Here is a 23425-nt window from a genome sequence, read left to right as displayed (position 1 = left end):
ATCCGCATTCGAAGACTTCAAGCAGGATCGGCGTTTTCGAACCTGGAGGAGTCTCGTCGCCTGTGGAGGTGGCAATATCGTTGTCACATTGAGAGTTTCGAGACGGGCGTTTCGGGTGACTGGTTGGTGACGACGAACCGGAAGGCGCTTGGCGTGCTGTTGACGATCTGTCTGAGCCGATCGGCTTGATCATGGAGGTCGCTCCAGTCAGAGACTTCATCTCTGAAGGCGTCTTTCTCGGCCTGAGACGCTCCGATGACCTTCTCGGCTCGCTCGGCGTAGTTCCGGAGCTTGGCTTCGATCCGCGCAAGGGAGGTCGCGGCCGCTTCGTGTTCTTCGTTGACCACGACATTCCAATCGATGGATTTCAGCAGGGCGGCACCGTCCTCGGTGAGATAGCCGAACTTGATCGCGACATCCGGGTATTCGCGCTGCAGGGCAACGACGAGCGCTGTGCCGATGCCCTGCTTGCGCATCGACTTGCGGACCTTGATCATGCTGACCGACGGCTCGCCCTCGTAGACGACGTATCTGAGCGTTCCGCTGTGGACGCCGTCGACGGTTGCGATCAAGGCCATGTCATGCTGGCCGCAGTAGTAGTCGAGGTGGCGGTTTTCGATCTCGATCATCGGGTTTCGTTCTCTGGATGCGCTCACTCTATCACCCGGTCTTGAAATCCGGAAATCCTCGGGCGAGCCTGTGGTCATACATTTCTCACGGAGCTTATGGTTTGACCAGGGACGGTCTACTCGCATTGCTGGAACGGACGAGGCAGCATCTGGAAGCGCATATCCATGACTTCGAAACGCAGGCGGGAGTGCGACGACATGGCGCGGCGCTGACGTCCGGCTATTGCCGTGGAGCGTGCGCGGGCCTTCTGAAGCTGCTTGCGGTTCTCTATCCTTCCGGTCTCTGGCGCATTGGAGGCGGTTGCGGCGAGGAGTGCCGTCCCCTCCCCGACAATTCGGCGCGGTTTGTCAATCATGGAATGTTTCCCGGTGGAATGCTCGATACAAGCGGCAGGTGGAGCGGCCACTTCTGGATCGAGGGCGTCGTCGACTGCGGAGCATCAGTCATAGTAGACCTCACGGCGGACCAGTTCGGATACGACCCTGTCATTCTTGCAGACAGGGATGACGATCGTTACCGCTGCAACATCCTGTCATCCTACGAACCGTTAAACGGAACAGAGAGAAAGTGGGGATATGGACTGTTCATGCGGGCAATCGATACGACTGAAGACTTCAAATTTGCGGCCGCCGCCTAACAAGATTGAAAATAATTGGAGACTTCATGCGAAAAGTGTTGACCGCGCTGAAATCGGGGTCTATGTATGGGGTGTCTTTGGCGGAAACGACGGAGAATATGACAGTAGACGGAAGACGTAGATAGCGGTTGAGACCGGGGATGCGACGCCCCGCACCTCCACCATGAGTTGTGCCAAAACATGAAGTTCAACCAAGTGCACAATTGATGATGGGGGTGAATTAGGATCGATCAGGCGCAAAGGGGTCTGCTTGCTGTTCGGCATGATACCGCCGTTATCGGGTCAAAAGAGTAGTTGCTAACGACAACAACGCTCAGGTTCGTGCTCTCGCTGCCTAACCGCAGTGCGGGAGAACCGCTCCAAGCCCTCTAGGTTAGCCCCTTGAGGCGAGGTCCCCGGGTACCTGGCAACAGAAAACTCCGGATTTTCTCTCTTCACTCATCATGGACTTCACGTCGGTCTGACGGCCGATAATCGATTGCATTCATTCAGGGGCCGAAAGGCTCCTTTTCGCTGACTGAACGAGGCCCTGCCGAAATGACCGACACCTTCCCGACGAAGTTCGCAACAAAGGGCCATTTCGGCTGCCAGCTGGACGAGGTCATCGATCTTTCAGTCGACACCGATATTGCGCGGTTCCTCAACTACTATTTGGGTTTCTATCGCGTCGAAGCGAATTTGCTGGAGGCGATCCACGAGAAGTTCGGAACCGACGAGGCGGCGATGCCAGAGGAGGCCCGCAAGCTCCTCCAATACGCTGAAAAAGTCGGACCAGTCTCGCACGAATGCACCCATTGCGGGGAGAGCGTGAAGTCGGTCGCAGTCGGCGACACGTTCGTCCCGAAGATCGAATGCGCCGAAGCCGGTGGGATGAAGCCGTACGAGGTCCTTCTCGGAATCCCGTCTGGGAAAATCGTGTTCGCCAATGATTTGCGCGGCCTCGTTGTCGTCGATGACGACGGTCCTTCCGTGAACGGCGTCATCGGTCGCAAGGTGCTGACGCAATCGTCTGCCGCTGCGGGTCTTGCTCTCGTCAGTGTCGGAAATAGCTGCCCATCGGTTGTCAGGGTCGGCGACGAACTGCACGTCGGATGCGGGCTTCCCAAGGGCGGCAGGCTCGGGAGCATCTGCACCGACCTTTGGTGGTATAGCGCGATGGATCACGATTTCTTCCTGATGCGTTGTGAAGCCGCCGGTCTGGACCCGGAAGACGAGATGGATTTCGTCGTGGATGTCGAGCCGGGCGTTTACGCCTTCTCCGACGAACTGGCGGACCGTGATCAGGATGTAGTGGTTCTCTCAAAGATCAGGAAGGTCGATGCGGCTGCGCCCGTTGTTTCCACGGCTGGCGAGGATGCGGCGACTTCCCTGCGTGACAGCCAGTTCTGGAAGCTCCTGTCCAAAAGGAGTCATGAGCGAGGCGGCATGTCTAGGCTCGGTGACATCTTCTGCGTGCTTGGCGGCGGTCTCAACTGGGTCAATGGCGGACTGCGCTCGGTAAGCGGTCGGCGAGATGATCCTGCTTACGACGGTGGGATTGAGCTTCAGAACCGCACGACGGTTCGCGGCGACAGGCGCATCCCTTTGCTGCCGGAGAAGGAAGTCGGGATCATCTATCCTCTGTACTGGAATTATCCAGGAAAGCTCGGGATCGCGCCGGAAAATATCGATCCGTACTGGCTTGCCGCAGGATTGATGTTCCTGACTACCGCGACATCCCAGCCTGTGAAGGTTCTCGGTGACGACCGGATGGAAGAAGACAAGCGTCTGGCGCAGAGCGAGGAGAACAAGGCTATCATGCTCGCATCCCTCGACCTCCTTCTCGAGATCGCCGACGTTCGCGGCCTGTGGGAAAACGGCCGGCTCGACGCGGTCCTTGCGGAACTGGTCGACGCCTTCTCGAAAAATTGACCACTACCCGTCGGCGTCCGTTACGTAACGGGCGTAGGCCTAATGGTTGTCCGGAAACGCGAAACGCCCCTTTCGGAGCGCTCGGGCGGCCTCTCAGGAGACCTCATGGGCCAAGCCCGACATCATTAAAACCTGGCGATGGCCCCGGTGCAATGGCATTTCGGGGTCATTTTTGCGTCCGGTTCGGATCGTCGCCACTGGAACGCTGACGGAATCGGTGTGCTGCCACGAAGGGGGTGTTGGTTTCGGTGAACTTTAGAACGTAATCGGAGCCCTGAACGGCGGCGCGGGCGTTTGCGGCTCGGCACCAAGAAGATGCGGTCGCATTTCACGGATGTACTCGATGACGTCTTCCGTTGGCAGGGAGCAGCCGTCATACCTGACGCTTCCGGCGCAAATCCAGAGAGTGCCTGGTTGCGCCCATTTGCCATCGACCAGACCCGTCGCGAAGTCCTCGTCGAGTTCGAACACCTCGTGGCCGGTAGAGCCGCCAATGAAGCGGATAATCTCGTATTTACGGCCGTTGTGTTCTCGATCCTCTATCCTGACGTCGATAGCTTTAGTCCAGGTCTTGGTTGCGTAGGTCTCGGTCTTGATCCCGTTACGCGGCGGGTTCGCAAGAGGCCGCTCCGCATACCGGGTGAACGTCGCCTGAAATTCGCGCCTGGTGAGGTCGTACTTCGCTTCGCGCGCATGGTAGGCATCAATGCGTGCGCGCTCTTCCGGAGTGGCGTTATTGTAGGCGTCCTGCGCCATCTTCCTGAAATCAACCATTCGTCCGGTCCCCGCTCTGTCTCGGAAGTGATCTCAGCTTCGCCCGTAGGAGTGCATTGCTCAAACGTGGATTACGGGGTGACGAAGTGTGGAACGAAACGCGACATCACGCCAGTGACAGGCCCGTCGTCTTCCAGGATGCAGATTCCGGCCGGCTCACCTGCGACCACCCACGAGCCGACCAGCGTATGGTCGTCTCCGAAGGTAGGCAGGAAGTTGACCGCCTGCAGAACATGAGGTCCTTCCGTGGCTTCGCCTTCCGTTTCGAGCTTGCCCCCGGGGAGGCTGTCACTGGTGATCGTGATGTTGTCGCCCTGTCGGGAGTACACAGGCTTGCGGACGTGCTGGCCGTTGAGCGAGGATGCGCGAGTGTCGTCTTCGAAGTAGCAAGGAAGAAGGTTCGGATGGTTGGGGAACATATCCCATAGGACGGCGAGCATGCCCTTGTTGGACAGAACGACCTTCCAGAGCGGCTCGAACATCCGTGACGGCGTGGTCTTCAATACGCCGCCAAACTCGTCGCGCATCATCTCCTCGATCGGATAGAACTTGAAGAAACGCTGGATGCGGTAGTCTTCGAGGTCCGTCAGCCAGTCGGCCGCGTCCACGCCGAATTCGCCCATATTTATCACCTTGGCGACCAGGCCTGCGGCGCGTGCGCACTCGGCGAGGTAGTTGACCGTCATCAGGTCTTCCTCGGCGTCCATGGTGACGCCAAAATGGAAGGTGTCGCCATCGGCGGCGAGCGAGGAGAAGGCGTTGCGCAGACGTTCGTCAATGTCGCTGAACTGGAAAGCGCCCATTTCGACGTCGCCGCGCGCCTTTACGTCCTCAAGCCACCGACACTGGAAGACCGCGCTTTCGAAGAGCGCCGACGCAGTGTCGGCGTTGAATTCCAGGAGCTTCGCCGGACCCTTGCCGTCATAGGCCAGATCGAAGCGGCCATAGAGGTCCTTGTGGCCGGCGCGCCACGATGCCCTGATGGCTTCATGGAACGCCTCCGGGAGCGCCATGCGCGACATCAGTTCGCTGTCCTCGACGATCCGCTCCGCCGCCTGATAGCACATCGACATGAGTTCGGCCGTCGGGGCGGCAAGGCGCTCGCGGACCTCGCGGGATGAGAAGGTGTAGGCATGACGCTCGTCCCAGTAACGGGCATCGTACATGGAGTGGATGGTGAAACCGCCGTCTTCCGCTTTTTTGCGCCAGTCTGCGCGTTCCGTGATGGCGATCCGTTCCATGATGCGTCTCCGTGGGGTATTTGTTTTCGAAATCTACGCGAGGTAGGCGGCCATTAACCAGATTTGCCATTGAGCCTGCGGAGAGCCTCGAGGCGAAGGTCCTCTCGGTACTCGAATGACGAGGAATAGTCCGAGAACTCCGCGGCGACGACCAATTCGCCAATGAGGTCTTCGTTGCTCAGGTTCTTGATTGCTTCGTCCCGCTTGGGGCCTCGCATAATGTAAGACGGCGAATCATGCATGTAGTCCATATGACGCAGCTCCTTTTTCGTGGCAGGACGTATCGCGTGGTCAGCTGCTGAAGCTGCGAGAACTGCCGAAACTCCGCGATCCGCCAAGGCTTCGCGTGCTGGAGCCGCCGAACAGCCTGGAGCTTGAACTGGACTTGGGCATCGACCATTTCGACGAGCTGCCGGAGGTGCCGCTGGTCGACGGCTTTACGCCGAAGCCGTTGCGGGTGAGCGTGGTCGTACGCACGGGCGGTGTCTTGAGGGCTGAACTGCCGCTGTCGAACCGGGTTTTGCCGAAGCTCTTGCCGAGTTCGACGCCTGACGAGTTGACGTAGCTGCCCGTCCGCGGATGGTAGGCGGCTTGCGGGAAGTAAGGCGTGGAATTGCGCGACATCATCGAGCCGAGAAGATAGCCCGTCATCAGCGGCGCGAAGTGGTTGGAACCGGTGGAGTGGGCCGCCGTGGTGGGGGCGCACTTGTCGAACGTCACTTCGCAGTCCGCGAGGCTGTTGAATGCGGGCGCGTTCTTGTCGTGATCGGCAAGTGCCGCCGTGTAGTCGCTCTCGCATTTATTGATCGCGTCCGTGCGGTCTTGTCCGGAGAGGCCGGGCTTGACGACGTCTACGACGGCGGGGCAGGACTTGGGGTCGTCGACCAGTGCGGTATCGACGGGTTTTTCCCCGCACGCGACCAGCATGGAAGTGCTGGCAAGCAGGAGAAGGTATGCGGCGGTCCGCGATGAAGTCATGCTTTTCATGTTGCGCCCTCGTGCGAATATCGTGACCCCGAAATATAGACCTCGGCCATACGTGTCAACGGCCGAGCCTAAAAACAAAGAACTCGTTGTCTCGTTTTGCAAATGTCGTCGAAGGAGGCATTTTGCCGACATTTGTAAAACTGGCTTGTTTCCGGCTCGCGAACGTCTTATTTTGCAAATGTCGGCAAAATGCCCTTAGATTGGACAAATGCAAAATGGATGACGAAGAGCGCAATTGGCACGGCTATCTGGAGAAGGCTTATCAGTTCCTGCGTTCCGCCGGACGACCGCTTGCGGCCGAAGAACTGGCCGCGGCCGGCATCAACCGCACCACGATGTCGCAACTGATCTCCAGCGGTCTCGTCGAGCGTCCGGTCCGTGGCGTCTATCACGTTCCGACCTCCGAAGACGACCAGCGGGTCATGTGGGCGGCAATCTCGCTCGGCTATGACGCCGTGTTCTGCTTCATGTCGGCGGCGTCTTTCTACGGACTGACGGAAGAGGGAGCCGGCATCCCCGATGTCGCCATTCCCGAATACGGTCGTGTACCGTCAAAGTATTCGTTTGAATCCCGTGTGAGGTTCCACAGGTGGCCACGGGCGGCCATGGTGGACGACGTCGAAATCGTGGACATCCAGGGAGTGTCGGTCAGGATCACCTCTCCCGCCAGAACGGTGGTCGACATGTATCGCCATTCCACCCTCAACAGGGAGCCTGGCATCAAGCCGGTGGTCATGGACACCGCGTTCATCGACTGCATCTCCCGTTTCATTGCAGACGGCGACCAGAATGCGAAGTCCATGGCGCTGCGTCGGGTCGCGGAGGCGCACGGGTGCTGGGAGGGTATTTCCGGCATAATGGCGGTCATCACCGCCACCAAGGATCGCTTGATGACGTTCTGAGGCTGTTTGTCCCTTTCGTCCACCGAGCCGATGCTCGAAGGCGAAAAGGGAAATGCCATGAACGGAAAGAACGTCGCCGAGAGCGTCTACGCGAAACTCAGGAACCTCGCCAAGGAGCGCCGGGTCGACGTGCCGGTGATGCTGAAGCGCTACGCTCAGGAACGCCTCCTCTACCGCCTTTCCGTGTCGTCCGTCGCCTCCGAGTTCTGCGTCAAAGGCGGATTGTTGCTGACGGCGTACAACAAAGGAAATCTCCTGAGGCCAACGGAAGACATAGATTTCAATGGTTTCCGTAGGGGCGCGACTATCGAAACGTTGCGCAAGGCGTTGGAGATCGTGCTGGCGACACCGGTCGAAGACGACGGCGTTCTGTTTCTGATGGACACGATGAACATCAAGAAGGAACACACCGGGATCATCAGCGGCGGAAAGATCATCATCGCTGCCCGGATTCACACGGCGAACGTCGAAGTGCGCGTCGACGTCGGCTTCGGCAACGCCGTCACGCCTGGTGCCAAGGAACTGGAAATGCCGACGCTGCTCGATTCGATGGCACCCCGGCCGCGGGTTCTAGCCTACCCGTTAGAGACCGTGATATCGGAAAAGTACCACGCCATGGCTATGTTCGGCTCGGCCAACACCCGGATTAAAGACTACTTCGACGTGTGGACTCTGATCAGGATGCACAACTTCCAGTCCGACGATCTGGTGAGGGCCGTGATCAATACGTTCGATGCCCAGGAGCGCTCGATACCCGACATGCCCTTTGCAGCGCTGACGGAGGAATACGCCCGCGACAAGCAGGTCGCGTGGTCGATTTTCTTGGACAAGATCGACGAACGCGATGACATCATTTTTCTCGACGTCGTGTCGGACCTGTCGGATTTCGCCTGGCCGATCATGACCGCGGCGCAGGGAGGCGCGAACATCCCGTCGATCTGGACACCCGAGAATGGGTGGTCGAGAAAGCCGGAACTCGCCCTGTCAATGTCGTCCATGCGGTAAAGGATAAAGCTTGGGTCCGCTCGCCCTGCCAAAGTGCGGGCGAAGTGTCATTTTGGTGACACCATTCCATAAACACATAGTAAAATAAAAGAACTCGCCGTCCCTGGGTCGTCAAACGAGGGGCGGCGTTGTTGCTTCTGCGACTGGAAAACGCGAACTCATGCCGAAACGACGGCCGAAAACTCAGGCATCGGAAGTTTATTCCGGGTCCACCCAGTCGATGAATTCGTAAATCATGTCTTCCGGCATGGAGACCGGGCGCGCCGATTCCGCCATTTGGCCTTGGGATGCGGCTTCGGTGTGTTTTCTCTCAAGGATTTCATGGGCTAAGGTAGCCATGGTCCTGAGGTCTTCTTCGATGTCGCCGACAACCGGCTTCTTGAAGCTGCAAGAACCGATGAACTCGGACTTGAACACGCCTAAAAGCGCGCCTGTACCCGACTCGAAGCTTACTTCTGTGCTGTCGATGAAAAATGGATCGACGTATCTGGAGACGATCTCTTCCAGGGTCTCGTCGTGCTGGAATGCTGCCATATGGAGAATGCTGGTTTTCACTGCGCTGCCACCTGTTTGGGGAGCATCTCCTATACCTAAGCGGGAAAACAAAGAAAAGGGCCCGCAAGACGATTGCGGGCCCTTTTTTAACAGAAGGTTAACGCGATTAGAACTTGCGTGTAACCGTGACCTTGGTGTTGTAGTCGTCGTCGGCCTTCAGATCGCTGTAGGTCAGCTGGCCAGTGACGTCGAGGTTGGTGACCGGGGTCCAGGTAACGCCGGCGTTGGCAGCGACGTAATCCGAGGAGCTGTCCTGGTCGAAGTAGCCGACGCCCGTGAAGGCTGCGAACTTGTCCGAGAACTTGTACTTGCCAGCGGCCGTGACGAGGTAGCCCTTGTCGCCGTCCGTGTCGCCGTAGCCGGCGGCCAGACGGAAGTCGATCGCGTCGGAAGCCTTCAGGTCAGCCGTTGCCTTGAGGAACCAGGCGTCGTTTTCGTCGGAGTAAACGCCCGACAGGTCGACGCCGCCCCAAGCCTGCTCGTCGATACCGACGCGGCCAACGACGTCCGGAACGTAGTCGTCGCCGAAGCGGCCGTTGTTGTCGAAGAACGATCCGCGGCCGTTGGTTTCGAGCGCTACGCCTGCGTAAACGCCGCCGTAGATGCCCTTCTGCAGGACGCCGATGGTCGTGGTGTTCAGGTCGCCGGCGATGGATTCCAGGTCGAAGTCACCGTAGAACAGGTCGGTGTTGAGCAGCGTTTCCTTGTAGCCAAAGTAGACCGGGCCGACCGTGACGTAAGCCAGTTCGACGTCGGTCGTGCGTTCCGGGTTGCCGCCGACGTAGTAGGTGTCGAAGTTGTTCTTCGAGGACAGACGGACCTTCGTGCCGATCGTGCCGAGCTCGGAATCGGCCTTGGTGTCGATGTCGAGGTAGGCTTCAGCGCCGGCGAAGTTTTCGTTTGCGTAGGTGTCGTTACCGGCGGAGAACGAAACAGCGCCCGAGAGCTTCAGGCAGGTTTCCGTGCCGGGGATGTAGAAGTAGCCAGTGCCGAAGGCATCGCAGACCTGGACGTAGCTGCCCGTCGGCGGAACCGGAGCGTCAGCAACGACGGCGTCGGCAGCGTTGGCCGAATAGGCCGCCAGAAGCGCGGCGGACGAGCCGAGAAGGGTGAGAAGTGTCTTCTTCATAATGGGTTTGATCCTTGTGTTTACCATTCCATCCGTGGCTAGACCCCGAACGTTGACCTAGCGTTCCATGAATTCCCCACGGCGGTAAGGACGAATTCTTGAATTTCTTAAAATCTCCCGGCCCAGGCCCGCATTCTGTTGCAATGCGGCAACATAATTAAAGACGACGATGGCGAATAAGGCCATTCGGTGTCTTTATTTCAAAATTGGTTGACGTGAGCGCTTTTCCGACTGACGATCTTTATATAAAGACCCCAACCAACGGAGAATTTTCGATGACAACACACACTAAGCCGGTCATCGGCCTGGATGTCGACGGCGTGATTTTCGACTACGTGGCCGGCCTTATGGAATATGCGAACTCTCGCGGGATTCGCGTCGGATGCGCCTCGGACGAAGTCGACACATGGACCATGACGGCCGCCTTCCCCGATCTCAACGAAGACGAAATCTGGGAGTTGATCGAGACCTTCAGCGAGAACGAGGGCTTCGGACGTCTGCAGCCGTTCGCAGGCGCTCTCGAAACGATCGCGCTGCTCGTCGCCGAGTACCCTGACTATCCGCTCGTCGCCATCACCAGCGCCGGCAAGTCCGAAGTGACGAAGAACCTACGCGTCCAGAACCTCCAGGGCATTCCGTTCAGCGAAATCCACGTCCTGCCGCTTGGCGAGTCCAAGCAGGACTACCTCGCCAAGTTCCCGGCCAACAGCCTGTATGTCGACGACCTGAAGAAGAACGTCGACGTGGCCGAGAAGGTTGGCGTCACCGGCATCTTCGTTCGCCGTTCCTACAACACCGCCGATACGCACCCGCGGATCGCCCACGACTGGGAAGAAATCGCGGCTCACATCAGGGACATCCTGCCGCCGATCCCGACGGCCCAGCCGGAACTGTCGGCAGCCATCTGACAACAAGCGCCCGAGGATTGAATCCAGTCCTCGGGCGTACTGTATATGCGCCATTTTTGCTGCGCCAGCACCACTTTTGATACGCCAATTGGAGTCTTCGAAAACAATCCTGACGCGGCCCTTTGCAATTGAACCGCCGACGACAATAGTGGGTCAGGAAAACCGTTAATTCCTGGGGGCAGGACCTATGTTTCGAAAGTTGACTTCTGTTTCGCTGATCGCGCTGCAGGTACTTACGCCGACTATCGCATTCAGCGATCAGGGCGACGCCTTTTATTTCCGTTCGGACAAGACCGGCCTCATCGAACTCTCCACCTCAGGCGGAGGCGACGACGGTCAGACCCCGTCGAAGTCGATACCCGATCGCACATTGCCTTCGCTCAAGGGCAACGTCGGAACCTCGGCTTCGTCGATCTCCCCGCTGGCCACGCTGGCAGGCATTCGTGATTACCTCGAGGGCGGTGAGGCAGCAGTCGTCTACGACGGCGTCTCCCCGGCCGTTCCGGGTCTTTCCTTCAACGCCGCGACAGGTGTCCTGACTGGTACGCCGCTCGACGCGTTCAATGGAACTGTGACGATCAGCTATCACGACACCGCCGGTAAACCAGGCAAGCTCAGCCTACCCGTCGCTCTCTATCCGCACCCCGTTCTCGTCTCCTCGCAGGACTCCTACACGCTCCCCCGTACGATCGATGCTGCCGCGTATGGCATCAAGGTCACCCCTGGGAACGACGGTTACTACGACGGTGTCACCTATTCCATAGCGCCTGGTTCCGATGCGCTGCCAGACGGACTGTCCATGGCGAACGGCGTCATCATCGGCTCCTCGACGGCTCCCGTCGGGTCGAGCTATGACGTCGTCATTCGGGGAACCAGCGTCGCCAATCCGAGCGTCTACGCCGACAAGGGCATCACGGTTAAAATCGTCGACCCCATGCTGATGGCGCTCGACGTTCCGGATGCGCCTCTGGTCTGGAAGATCGACGAAGACACGGGCGCGGTCACGCGCCAGGCTTTCGATCCGGCTCTCAAGCCGACAGGGGTCTATCAGGCTCCGCTTGCGTGGTCCCTCAAGGACGCGCCGAATTGGTTGGGTATCGACGCAAACGGCCAGCTTACCGGAACGCCTGCCACCTACGGGAACTTCGACTACACCGTTCAGGTAGAGGACGCCAAGCACGGCACCGCCTCGGATACCGCCACGCTCAAAGTCATCAAATCGGGATACGTGTTCCTGACGCCAGGCGCGCAATTCGTGACCGTGAGAACGGGCGAGAGCTTCGCGACGGCCGAGCAGACCGTCACCAACTACGTCGGTTCGTACACGTTCCAGCCCGCATCCGTTCCTGACGGTGTCTCGTTCGACAGCACGACGGGCGTGTTCACAGGCAATTTCGACACCCCCGGCGACCGCATCTGGCGTCTGCATGTCGTGGACGAACAGGGCCGCAGGGATGGAGACGGCGCAGTCGCCAACTCGAACTATGTCGACTTCTTCCACGTCTTCGCCCCGGTGGAACTCGCGGCCGCCACTTCCGCCGTCGGAGGAACGCAGGACGGCTCTCCCATTTCGATCACATGGCCCAAGCCGTCGAACATAATCGGCAAGGCCAACTACGCCATCCTCGGCACGGTCCCAGGAACCCTCTACTACAAGCTCTACGACAACAACGATCCGTCCAAGCTGGCGACCTACGTCCAGGACACCCCAGACGGCAATGGCCCGTCGGTTCGTCAGGCGGCGGGAGAGACAGCCGCCCAGACCGAAGCCAAGCTCGCGGACGATCACATCGTCTTCGATACGTCTTCTTTGACGCTCACGGGCGTTCCTTCCGCCACGGGAACCTTCGATCTGGCTCTCTACGTGATCGACGATCACGAGCAGACGGGCTACACTGCAAACCCAGGTGACCCGACACGTGCAACGGCGAACTCTGCCACGTCGCCATACTCGTCCATCAAGGTAACGCCGCCCGGCTTCTTCGCCGTCAATGTCGGCGGCTCCGCCATCAATCTTACCCGGCTGACATCTCAGCCGACGAACTGGACCGCTCTGCGCGACGGCATAAACAACGACTCCTACAAGAACGGGGCGACCTGGACGCTGCTTTCGGGAACGCTTCCTCCCGGCATCAGAGCCACTCCTTCGGCAGACACCGACCGTATCTATTACACCGGATATCCGACTGAAGTCGGAACATGGGGTAACATCGTCTGGTCGGTGAAGGACGCAGCGGGTACCACTGTAAAGACCCCTCCCGTGTCCTTCACTGTGGCTGATCGCCTTGCCCTGGCGCTCACCTCTTCGGCAGGGTCGACAAAGGTCATGCAGTCGGGTGTCGACGACGCTGCTTTGACTGTAACGGCTTCCAACCTGGCCAATGGCGTCCAGATCGCTTCCAATGCGTGGACCGTCTCTGGTACCCTCCCTCCAGGCGTGACGTATACCGCATCGGGCAACGTGGTTTCGTTCACAGGTGTTTCGACGACCGTTGGAAACTACAACATCGTCGTGTCGGCGACCGACAGCGCAGGCGGAACGGCAACTCTGCCCTTGACCCTCAAGGTGGCAAACCCGATCAGCCTGCTGATCCTCTATGGAAATGGGGGAACGCTGAACCAATACACGTCCAAGGCATCAACGGTGATCCTCGTCAGGACGACTGGCAACTATCCATACGTCGGACCTGTGACGTGGGAACTGGTATCCGGTACGCTGCCTCCAGGCATCACGGCCACGATCCCGACCGACACTGACTCCCTCGCCCTGACTGGTTATCCGACCCAGCAGGGAACGTGGGACAACATCACGTACCGCGTGACGGCGGCCGACGGCGGCCAGGCGACGTCCAAGCCGTTCGCGCTCGTCGTCACCGACCGCGCCGCGCTATCGCTCTCTGCGACACCTGGCCCGACGCGCTCGATGACCGTCAATAGCGACGATGCCTACACGACGATCACGGCTGCCAATCTTCCGAACGGCACCGCGATCGCGGATGGCAACTGGGTGGTCACGGGTACGCTGCCTCCGGGCGTCTCCGCGACGAAGGCTTCTGGAAAGCTCAGCTTCTCCGGCAAGGCGACGGCCGCTGGAACCTACAACGTCGTCGTACAGGCGACCGACAGCCTCGGGGCTACGGCAAGTCTTCCCCTGACCTTCAAGGTCTCCGCGGCAGCCCCTGTCTACTCGGTCACAAACTACGTCAACACCACGGTCACCAACAGCCAGACTGTCTACCAGCAGACATCGCAGCCGACCATCGTGACGAAGGCGCAGCTCAAGTCGAACAGCGCGCTTTATCCCGTGACTGAATGGTCGATGGTCTCTGGAACCCTGCCAGCGGGCATCACGGCGACGGTTTCGGCAGACAAGTCGACCATCACTTACAGCGGCTATCCGACGGAAACTGGAACCTTCAGCAACATCGTCTGGATGGCGACGGATGTGAACGGCTCGCAGGTCGCAAGCGCGCCAGTCACTTTCACCGTCGCCGCCCGGCAACAGGTCGCACTCACCGCCAACCCGGGAACGGCGCGATCGATCATGGTCCAGACGGACGACGCCGCGACAACGATCACCGCATCGAACACGGTAAACGGTGAAGCGCTTAACTCGTCGAGCTGGACCGTGGGCGGCTCGTTGCCTCCGGGTGTCACATACGCGGCCGGCTCGAACCTCGTGTTCAGCGGCAAGGCGACAGCCACTGGAACGTACAATGTCACGGTCAAAGCGACCGACAGTGCTGGCTCGTCTGCGACCATGACCGTCACGTTCACGGTAACGGCACTCGGTCATACGTACTGGCGCATCTGGGACAACCAGACGACAGGGAACTGGGGCTTCGATGCCAACGGCACCAACAAGGGTATCGGATCGGGCAACGAGACCACCATCTTCCAGGGGTGGGGCGCTATTCTCACCACGTGGTATGATGGCACTGGTGCTGATGTCAGCTCGTTCAGGGTTCTGAACTCGGCAATGCCGGTCAAGGGCTTCAACCAGAGCGACTACATATGGGACCTGTCCGGTTACGCAGACGCATGGCAGATCAAGAAGCTCAACGGCGCTTGGTGGAAGGTTTGGAAATTCTCCAAGCGGGTCGACATCACCAGGATCAGCTGGACTTGGGGAGATTCGTCTAATGCCCTCTACTCTGCGGTTCTCTACCCACACGTCCAATGGTCGGATGACGGGGTGAACTGGACGGAGTCTTGGTCGGCGACGCTGCCAAGGTCCAACGCAAGACCGCAGGGAACAACCAAGCCGTGAGACAGGAAACGCCCCTGAAGATAGACTTCGGGGGCGTTTCGCTTCTGGGCCTTGTCGAGAAAACCCCTCCCCGCAAGCACTCACATGAAGAAGACTTTCGATGTTGCTGCCAGTTCGCGGAAGACCTTGGTGTCCCTAAGCACCTTGTCGAGGCTGACTTGAATCTCCCCGTCGTCTTCGATCTCGATCCAGAACGTCCGGTCGAAATCATGGCTGTCGTCGCCTCTCCATTCGCGAAGGAATTCCTCGACATTGCAGACGGCACCGTCCCAGAGATAAACATCATCGTCCACGACGATACCGACGACGCTGGTTCGTTCGGAAAGCTCGTGAACCGGTCCATTGAGGATGGCGAGAATTTCCCTTGGCATCGGGTTAACATGGACCGTCACCGGCTTTTCGACGTAGCCGTTGACCACGATCTCGATGCTGCGCGGCTGCTGCATTTCGTTTGCTCCTATCGTTTGCGACGGCTGGAGGATGTCACCTGGAGCCGCTCAAGAACAAGGAAATGGAAACCAAAAAACAAAAAGTTCCGGAAAGCTTTCCTATCGAAAAGCCATCGTCAATATATTGTATTTGCAGCGTTTTTCGAGGGAAGAAGATCGCAAACAACAAGTTCGGAGGTCGTCGCAGCGGCCCCTGAATAGAATCTGCCTTAAAGTCCGAGAAATTGCCGCTCAAAGGAGAAAACCATTCCGGAGATTGCCGGGTTAGCGGCATTTTGACTTCCAAGACCTGGTCTCAGGCAGCCGTGCGGTATTTCGCGTGAACCTGTCGGAGTTCGTCGAGTGGAACGTCCGCAGTTACGGGGGCGGCGTTCAGGTGCTTTACGAGGGTGTCGAGGGCCTCGATATTCCGGCTGTACAAGACGTAACGCGATTTCGAAACGGCGTGGAAAAGCTTCGCGTGATTGGCGAGCTCGCGAGCGTCCATCGAAGCATAGTTTGCGTCGGAAATGGTCTTCTCGGCTTGCGACCATACGGCGTCCCGGAATTTTGTCTTTCGGGTTCGCTCGTCAGCCAGGATATCGAGAAGCCGGCCCGCGACGTCCGGTTTGGCCAGCCAGGTCGGACATGACAACCAAAACGTCGATGTCATGTTCATGAACTTCTTCGGCAGAACCCGGTGCCATCTCACCACGAATTCCGTGACTTCCGTCTCCGTCATTAGGTCTGTGCGTCGTCCGTACGCCTGGGATACTCTCGCCAGCGCTTTCTTGAACTGTGCTTTGGACTTACGGCTGTCGAGCACAAACCCGAGATCGGCGAGGTCGACCAGTCGATCGATCAGCGCGTAGTGAACCTGATCGTCCAGCGCCGACCACAGTCCGCCTCGCCTGACGGCGTAATTCTCGAACGACGCCACGCGCATGAACCATGCCACGAGCAGGCGCGACCTGGCGTCATGAACGGCCTCCCGTGTCTTGAGCGCGTCGTCTCGTAGCATCGCGTTGCAGTGCGTGAGCAAGCCGTTCAACACCGGCTCGCTCACGCTATCGACGTTTCTCTCGAAGGCTTCGATCGTCTGCTGCGCGAGAGTGCGGAATTTTCGTTCGTTGTCGCTCCACACCCATCTGCCGTCCAGAGTGAAAATGGCCGGCGCGTCTGCCCCCTTTTTTCCAATGCGAGAAAGCGTCAGGAAACGCTCGGAGGTGAGCCGCTTCTGGCGGAGCTTGGCGACGATCTCGACGAGGTCCTTCTTGTCGCTTCGAAAGCCGGAGAGCCTTGTTACGGCACCTGCATGCATATGGATGTCGATCGAGCCGTAATTGTCTGGGAAGTAGCGTAGAAGGTAGTCAGTTTCCTGCCATCGGCCATCGGTCGTTTTTGCCGGAACCTCCACCATGTCGGCGACGAAGCTTCGCCACTCGCGGGTTTCGGGGATCAGGGTCGGCTGACAGAGCTTGTAGAACTCGGTGGTCGTCGTTCGTGAATCGCTCGCGTCGTTCTTGAACCATTTGACCTTTGTCGCGGTGAGAAAATCCAGACACCGTTGCGCCTCCGCACGTGAAATGCGCTGGCCCGGCAGGACGTTCGCCTCGATGTCGTATTTCGTCTTTGCCGCCACCATCAACAGCCGGGCCGGGTCGTCCGAATGTGGAAGATAGCATTCGGCGGCGGATTCATCCGAGCATCTCTGCTTGTAGAAGAAGCCGTCTGGCATCTCGATACGCTCGTATGTGTCGACCTCGGGAACCAGAGTTGCGGTGTCGCCGACGGTCCTCATCCACGGAAGACCGAACCCCCGGGCCTTCTCGACGTCCCCCCTGACGAAGTAGTTGGCGATCTCGCAGGCCTCGAGTTGGTCCTCGTAGTGAGGCGTCATGTCGTCGGCCGGCTTGATCCGCACCATCAGCGGCTCGAAATCGGCCGTGTACCACCGTTTGGCGGCTTGTGGTCCGAGGGCGTGTTCGACCACCATCAGCGGTTTCGATGGGTCCTTGGCGGACATGAACATGAGGCTGCGTTGGTCGGATAGAACCGTCCTTCCCAGGAAATGGATCGTGTCCCATGTGTCGAATATCGAGGTCCAATGTCCGTGGGCGTAGACGAGGGCATAACGCCGCCCAACGCCGTGGAAGTCGTGCACCCCGAGCGTGTTCAAGAGGGACACGGCCGCATCGCAATATGCGACGGGCAGGCCGCCATTGGCTCGTTTCTGAATCTGGATGAGGGTCGGCCCGCGCTCGCCGTTGCTGATCTCGACAGTCAGGACGGGCTTCACGGTGTCTTTCCTGAGCGAGAAAATCCTCGTCTTGCCGGAATCGACCATTTGGGCGTAGCCAAATCCGCCGACGCAGTGGGACATCATCGATCCCTCGTAGCGGAGCGCCGCGGAATCCTTGAGTTCGAACCAGGTCAAATCGGGCGACACCGACAATAAGGGGTCGGAAGTCCCGCCGTAGGCGATCGAGTTGGCGTTCAGACGCTTCGTCCATGCATCGGCCTTGGTGGCCAGAACCCGCGTGTCCATACGGGAAACCTTCTTGTATAGAGGGTCTTCCGTTCGCTTGAGTTCGGCGATCCAATCGAGGATGTGGTGCAAATCCGCCCCGAGGGTTTCGAAGAGATCGGGGTCGAAACGGCGAACTTCTTCTCCGGCGAGAACCTTCGTCAGGATGTGCTGCCGTTTTTCGTCGGGAATGGGCGAATTGATGACGTGGGCGGGCTTGAGTCGGAACGAGAACAGTTCGCCAGTGAGGTATTTCAGAAAGTGGCGGGAACTCAACCAGGAAAGGGCCTCGTTGATTTCCCGCGACCGCGCGTCGTCTCGCCAGCGAGCGACAAAGGTCTCTACCGCGGTAGGGTTCGAGATTTCATACCTGTGGCCGGTTCCCGCCATTGGGTTTCCTTAGTCGATGGCAATCGAGGTCTTCTATTTAGCACGGGTTTCCGGATCGCCTCAATACGAGGTCAACAATTTTTATGGTGACGGCGAATGTAAATGGAGGAGAGGTAGCGAGATTGGTTCTTTGCCCGCCGGCAGACGTCGTCTCGAGGTGGTTTTTTTTGCGGGTGGCCCCGTTTTTTTGGCGGTCAAGTCGCGGTTGGGTCGAATTGTCATCACCTATCCGACAGCGAGCGCACTCGTATCCGTTCGGGTTGGTTTTTCAGGCTGCTTCACGGTGGCTCGTTAATAAAATTGCAGACCAGTCCAAGCCTCGAAGCCTCATAAGGAAATGCGTGAGCGCATCGTCTGGGTCTCCATTGCCTCGGTCGGCCTAGACTATCGTGATATATCACATACGGATTTCCGGATTGTTTCCGAATATAATTACTTGGTTAATGGCGCATTGAGCCTCATAGTCTGAAAACTCTCGGGGTCTTGGATTATATATCGATGTTGAAGAAGCTTACCTCCACGGCGCTGATCGCGCTTCAAGTCCTTACGCCGGCGTTCGCGGCGAATGCGTCGGACACCTTCATGTATCGGTACGTCAAGACGACTGGCGTGCTCGGTTCGTCCGGGGCGGAAAATCCCCAACCGGGAAAAGTTCCTGACAGGACGCTGGCAACGGTCATCGGCAGCGCTGGCTACGACAGGCTTTCGTCCGAGTCCCCTGATTCCGTTATTGACTCCCTCAAGGAATATCTCGACGGCGACGTTGTTTTCGACGGAGCTTCCCCTGCCATCCCCGGCATGTTGTTCGACACGTCGACGGGCCTCCTCGAAGGTATACCGAGTTCGTCGTTCAAGGGGTCTGTCGTCATCAGCTACCACGACGCTTCTAACAAGCCGGGGAAGCTTTACCTGCCGCTGGTGATCTATCCCCAGCCGACTCTGGTTTCGAGCGACACCTACGAGCTGCCGAGGACCTTCGACGCCGCGCAGTTCTCGATCGGCGTGGAACCCGGCAACGACGGTTTTTACAATGGCGTCGATTATTCGCTCGCTCCGACATCGGATGCTCTGCCTCACGGCCTTTCGCTTTCGGGCAACAAGCTCGTGGGTGCGACGGACGCCGCTCTGAATTCCGTCTACTCGATCGTGATCCGCGGGACCAGCAAGACCAACGCCGCCATCTTCGCGGACCGGGCGTTCACCCTCAAAGTCGTCGGCCAGTCGCAGATCGCGCTCGACCTGCAGGACAAGCCCCTGGTCTGGCAATTCGACGACGCCACCAAGAAGGTCGTCTCCGCCCAGGTCTTCGATCCGGCACCGAAACCGACAGGGACCTTCGCTAGTCCGCTGACGTGGACGAAAAAATCAGGTCCCGATTGGCTTGGGGTCGACAGCAACGGCCAGCTGACGGGTACGCCGGCCGCGCGCGGAACCTACGATTACGCTCTTGAAGTGAAGGACGGCATCGGCAACTCCGCCTCGGATACCGCGACGCTCAAGGTCGTGACACCGGGTTACGTCTATCTGGCTCCTGGTGCGCAGTTCCTTCACGTAAGGTCCAAGGAAACCTTTGCGACCGCCGCGCAAACGGCCTCTAACAACGTCGGGGCAATTACTTACCATCCGTCCGGTGTGCCAGAGGGCGTTTCGTTCAACGAAACAACGGGCGTGTTCACCGGCACCTTCGATGACGCGGCAAGCCACATATGGCACCTCAACGTCAGTGACGAAGAAGGCCGCACAGACGCCAATGGCGGCGAGTCCGGCACCAACTACGTCCAGAGCGTGGAAACTCACGGACCTGTCGCGCTCGGCGCGGCTACGTCCGCCACGGGTGGAACTATGGACAGCCCCGAAGCACCGCTTTTCGTGCAGTGGCCGTCGCCGGAAAACATCATCGGAACGCCTTCCTACACGATCAACGGCGCGATTCCAGGAACGCTCTATTACAAGACCTACGACCAGAACAAGGCGTCGGGTCTCGTCACCTACACCTCGGCAGGCGGCAACGCGACAAAGCAGGGCGCAGGAGAGACAGTGGCACAGGTCGAGGCCAAGCTGGCAGCCGACCACATCGTGTTTGACACACTGGCCATGACGCTTTCGGGCGTTCCTTCCGCTTCGGGCTCCTATCCGATCAGCCTCTACGTTGCGGACGACCACGAAGAAACGGGATACAAGCTCAACCCGTATGAAATCACCCGCGCGACTTCTAATTCGGCGACGTCGCCACAGACGACGCTCAACGTTCAAGGCCGTTCGATCCTCGCCGTCAACGTCCTCGGCAACTCCGAAGCGCTCTCGCAATACACGTCGGTCCCCAAGAACGGCATCGCTTTGCGGGACAGCGCATCGAACACCGCTTACAAGGGCGGCGCAACGTGGACCCTCGTTTCCGGCACGCTTCCGCCCGGCATTTCGACGGTGATCTCGGCCGAACAGGACAGCCTGTCCTTCACCGGATATCCCTCGACCCAAGGAACCTACGACAACCTCGTCTGGAAGGTCGTCGCCAACGGCCGCACGTTCAACACGACGCCTCTTTCCATGGTCGTCGGCCCGCGGGTCGCGCTTGCGTTGGAGATGCCCCAGAGCGTCGGCATCACGGTTCGGGCTGGCACACAGCCGGTGAACCAGGTCGTGAACGTCCTCAACACGCCCAATGGAGAGATAATCCCGCCCGCTTCGTGGACAGTAACAGGTCTGCCGGAAGGCGTGTCATACGCCATCTCCAAGAACGTTCTGACGCTCAGCGGCACCGCGCTCAAGACGGGGAGCTATACGCCCAGCTTCACGGTTGTCGACAGCAAGGGCGGCAACGCGACCGCGACCATGCCGATCGCCGTCGTCGCTCCGTTCATCTCCTACACGAACGGTGGCAACAACCCCACGATCTCGCAGTACACCCAAGCCGCTGCATCGAGCACGATCATCAGGGACGCAGGTTCCAACGACACATGGTCGGGCGCACTGACTTGGACACTCGTTTCGGGAACCCTCCCACCGGGCATCACCACCAGCTACGCCTACAACGGCGCGCAGATCAACTACAACGGCTATGCCACGGCGACTGGCACATATTCAAATATCGTCTGGAAGGTAACCGACACCCAGGGCAACTCGATCCAGACCGCCCCTCTGACCTTTACGGTCAAGGCGAGGGATGCGCTCGCCCTGACTGCCAACCCTGGCCTTACCGTCAGCGGCACGGTTGACAACCCGATCAACATAACGATCACGCCATCGAATACACCGGCTGGCGAAAAGATCACCGCGTGGACTATAACCGGTGCAGCACCGGACGGTATGACCGTGGTTTCGAAAAACGGGGTGCTGACCTATTCAGGTGCTCCGACGACGTTCGGAACATACGGGATCACGATCAAGGCGGATGACAGTATGGGCGGTTCGGCCACCGTCGTCTTGACGATCAAGGTCGGTACGCAGCTTCTCGCCTACAACAACGGTTGCTGCTCGGAGACGCTGAGGCAGTACACCACGGTTCCGACCTCGAACACCGTCATCAGGGTCGCGGCATCCAACACGACCTATACAGGTGGGGCCACGTTCGCTCTCGCCACGGGGACGTTGCCTCCGGGTCTGTCGATCGTCACCAAGGCGGACGGTTCCGGGTACTCCTTCACCGGCTATCCGACCGCACAGGGAACCTATAGCAACATCACCTACAACGTGACCGACCCGTACGGTAACGTCTTCCAGACGAAACCGATCGAGTTCGTGGTATTGCCGCGCGCCGACCTTCAGCTTTCAGCGACGCCTGGCAACACCCGCCAGATGATCCTGAACACCGACGACGCGCTGACAACCGTGACGGCCTCCAATATCCCGAACGGCGGAACGATTCCGACCGCGAACTGGTCAATGACCGGTACGCTGCCTCCCGGCGTCGCCCGCACGGCGAAGACGGACGGCTACTACTTCACCGGCAAGGCAACGGCGGTTGGAACCTACAATGTCGTCGTCACGGCTGTGGACAGCATGGGCGGCACCGCAAGCTATCCGATCACGTTCAACGTGACGTCGGCCGGCATGTTCACGCTCACGAACAGCGCGGCTACGCAGACGATCGTCCAGTACGGCACAAAGCCGACCATTACGACGACATCCAAGCTGACTTCCACAAACGCCCTCTATCCAGCCACGTGGAAGCTTGTTTCCGGCAAGCTGCCGCCGGGCATCACAGCGACGCCTTCGGCTGACGGTACGTCTCTGGTCTATAGCGGCTACGCATCGCAGACCGGAACCTTTGGCGGCATCATCTGGGTGGCGACCGACGGCAACGGAAACCAGGCTGTGTCGACCGCAGTTTCCTTTACGGTCACCGCTCGCACCGCTCTGAAGGTCACGGCAAACCCGACAACCGGCATCCAGACCTGGGTTACCGGCAAGGGTTCGGCATCGACGACCGTTACCGCCAGCAACATCCCCTCGGGCGGCAATGCGGTCGACAACATCGACTGGACGGTGACTGGAGTCGTGCCTCCGGGCATCACATGGTCCGTGGTCAACGGCGTGGTGAAGTTCGCTGGAACCTCGATCGCTCCGAAGGACTACTACAACATCAAGGTCACGGCGATCGACGAGACTGGACAGACGGCGACGGTGTCTCTCGAGTTCAACATCACCACGCCGTTCAACACGATCGGTCAGCTGACCAGCCAGTCGAACGCACAGAACGTCGTCTGCAACGGCGACTGCTACTACTACTCGCGGACGGAAACCCTGCAACTGAACACCACTACTCCGACCGTCCAATGGCGCATCGTTGACCTTGGAAACGCTTCGTACGCCGTGACCAGCTTCGCGCTGGACTCCGGTTCGCTGCCTCCTGGCGTACAGGCGACGCTGAATGCCGCGAAGACCTACCTGCAGTTCACCGGCGTTCCGACTGCGACTGGTACGTATACGGCGCAGTTCACACTGACGGACAAGAACGGCGTGAAAAGAGTGATACCAGGCATCACTTTCGTCGTGGAGTAAACGCAAGGCGGGGTGACTCCCGCCTTGCGTTTGAGGTCTATGTTTAAAAGGCATCCGGGCGCTGTAGCGGATGCCTTTTTGTTTGCTCGCACTGATAAAGCGGGAGCGAACGGGGAAGGGCGAAGTCTTA

General features: G+C 59.0%; 17 protein-coding genes, 1 other RNA gene and 1 pseudogene. 8 read left to right on the top strand and 11 right to left on the bottom strand.

All coding sequences use genetic code 11. The features are described from left to right. Positions 1–83: 83 nt before the first annotated feature. Positions 84–656 (bottom strand): GNAT family N-acetyltransferase, encoded by a 573-nt coding sequence (locus tag FHT76_RS01240; protein ID WP_259183782.1) that lies wholly within the window; start codon positions 654–656, stop codon positions 84–86. Positions 657–745: 89 nt separating this feature from the next. Then, positions 746–985, bottom strand: coding sequence for a hypothetical protein (locus tag FHT76_RS01235; protein WP_259183780.1), 240 nt, complete (start codon positions 983–985; stop codon positions 746–748). Between the two features lie 18 nt (positions 986–1003). On the opposite strand from FHT76_RS01235, the gene FHT76_RS01230 reads away from it, so the two are divergent. The 3 genes from FHT76_RS01230 (at position 1004) to FHT76_RS01220 (ending at position 3178) form a co-directional block, all read left to right on the top strand. Further along, the gene (locus FHT76_RS01230; protein ID WP_259183779.1) at positions 1004–1267 is read left to right on the top strand and encodes a hypothetical protein; all 264 of its coding nucleotides are present in this window, start codon (positions 1004–1006) and stop codon (positions 1265–1267) included. Positions 1268–1301: 34 nt separating this feature from the next. After that, positions 1302–1693: a transfer-messenger RNA gene (gene ssrA, locus FHT76_RS01225) on the top strand. A gap of 111 nt (positions 1694–1804) precedes the next feature. Beyond that, positions 1805–3178: a hypothetical protein gene (locus tag FHT76_RS01220; RefSeq protein WP_259183778.1), complete on the top strand. Its 1374-nt coding sequence runs from the start codon at positions 1805–1807 to the stop codon at positions 3176–3178. A 166-nt stretch (positions 3179–3344) separates the two neighbouring features. On the opposite strand, the pseudogene FHT76_RS41345 reads toward FHT76_RS01220, so the two are convergent. From FHT76_RS41345 to FHT76_RS01200, 5 genes and pseudogenes are all read right to left on the bottom strand, one after another. Beyond that, positions 3345–3431, bottom strand: a pseudogene (locus tag FHT76_RS41345) (hypothetical protein); the annotation flags it as partial. A gap of 2 nt (positions 3432–3433) precedes the next feature. Next, complete coding sequence (locus FHT76_RS01215) at positions 3434–3952, bottom strand: hypothetical protein (RefSeq protein ID WP_259183777.1); 519 nt, start codon at positions 3950–3952, stop codon at positions 3434–3436. A 71-nt stretch (positions 3953–4023) separates the two neighbouring features. Further along, a complete protein-coding gene (locus tag FHT76_RS01210; RefSeq protein WP_259183776.1) occupies positions 4024–5193 on the bottom strand; it encodes a glutathionylspermidine synthase family protein in 1170 nt (389 codons plus the stop codon). A 53-nt stretch (positions 5194–5246) separates the two neighbouring features. Then, positions 5247–5444 (bottom strand): hypothetical protein, encoded by a 198-nt coding sequence (locus tag FHT76_RS01205; protein ID WP_259183775.1) that lies wholly within the window; start codon positions 5442–5444, stop codon positions 5247–5249. Positions 5445–5484: 40 nt separating this feature from the next. Then, positions 5485–6180 carry a DUF1190 domain-containing protein gene (locus FHT76_RS01200; protein WP_259183774.1) on the bottom strand — a complete coding sequence of 232 codons (696 nt, stop codon included), beginning with the start codon at positions 6178–6180 and terminating at the stop codon, positions 5485–5487. A gap of 215 nt (positions 6181–6395) precedes the next feature. Here FHT76_RS01200 and FHT76_RS01195 point away from each other — a divergent pair, with 215 nt between their 5' ends. Together FHT76_RS01195 and FHT76_RS01190 are read left to right on the top strand one after the other, a co-directional pair. Next, positions 6396–7082 (top strand): hypothetical protein, encoded by a 687-nt coding sequence (locus FHT76_RS01195; protein ID WP_259183773.1) that lies wholly within the window; start codon positions 6396–6398, stop codon positions 7080–7082. A 57-nt stretch (positions 7083–7139) separates the two neighbouring features. Next, the gene (locus FHT76_RS01190) at positions 7140–8087 is read left to right on the top strand and encodes a nucleotidyl transferase AbiEii/AbiGii toxin family protein (RefSeq protein WP_259183772.1); all 948 of its coding nucleotides are present in this window, start codon (positions 7140–7142) and stop codon (positions 8085–8087) included. A 198-nt stretch (positions 8088–8285) separates the two neighbouring features. Here the strand turns inward: FHT76_RS01190 and FHT76_RS01185 are convergent, their stop codons facing one another. Beyond that, positions 8286–8642: a hypothetical protein gene (locus FHT76_RS01185; RefSeq protein WP_259183771.1), complete on the bottom strand. Its 357-nt coding sequence runs from the start codon at positions 8640–8642 to the stop codon at positions 8286–8288. 106 nt (positions 8643–8748) lie between these two features. Next, positions 8749–9771, bottom strand: coding sequence for a porin (locus FHT76_RS01180; RefSeq protein ID WP_259183770.1), 1023 nt, complete (start codon positions 9769–9771; stop codon positions 8749–8751). Positions 9772–10046: 275 nt separating this feature from the next. Here FHT76_RS01180 and FHT76_RS01175 point away from each other — a divergent pair, with 275 nt between their 5' ends. Further along, positions 10047–10679: a hypothetical protein gene (locus FHT76_RS01175; RefSeq protein WP_259183768.1), complete on the top strand. Its 633-nt coding sequence runs from the start codon at positions 10047–10049 to the stop codon at positions 10677–10679. Positions 10680–10866: 187 nt separating this feature from the next. Then, positions 10867–14949: an Ig domain-containing protein gene (locus FHT76_RS01170; protein WP_259183766.1), complete on the top strand. Its 4083-nt coding sequence runs from the start codon at positions 10867–10869 to the stop codon at positions 14947–14949. Between the two features lie 80 nt (positions 14950–15029). Here FHT76_RS01170 and FHT76_RS01165 read toward each other — a convergent pair whose 3' ends face one another. Together FHT76_RS01165 and FHT76_RS01160 are read right to left on the bottom strand one after the other, a co-directional pair. Then, positions 15030–15395, bottom strand: coding sequence for a hypothetical protein (locus FHT76_RS01165; RefSeq protein ID WP_259183764.1), 366 nt, complete (start codon positions 15393–15395; stop codon positions 15030–15032). A gap of 298 nt (positions 15396–15693) precedes the next feature. Next, positions 15694–18294 carry a PcfJ domain-containing protein gene (locus tag FHT76_RS01160; RefSeq protein WP_259183762.1) on the bottom strand — a complete coding sequence of 867 codons (2601 nt, stop codon included), beginning with the start codon at positions 18292–18294 and terminating at the stop codon, positions 15694–15696. A gap of 498 nt (positions 18295–18792) precedes the next feature. Between FHT76_RS01160 and FHT76_RS01155 the strand changes: the two genes are divergently transcribed. After that, a complete protein-coding gene (locus FHT76_RS01155) occupies positions 18793–23295 on the top strand; it encodes a putative Ig domain-containing protein (protein ID WP_259183760.1) in 4503 nt (1500 codons plus the stop codon). Positions 23296–23425 lie beyond the last annotated feature (130 nt).

Source organism: Rhizobium sp. BK176 (assembly GCF_024808055.1).
Note: the sequence above shows the minus strand (reverse complement) of the source record. Positions and strands in the feature narration are given on the sequence as shown.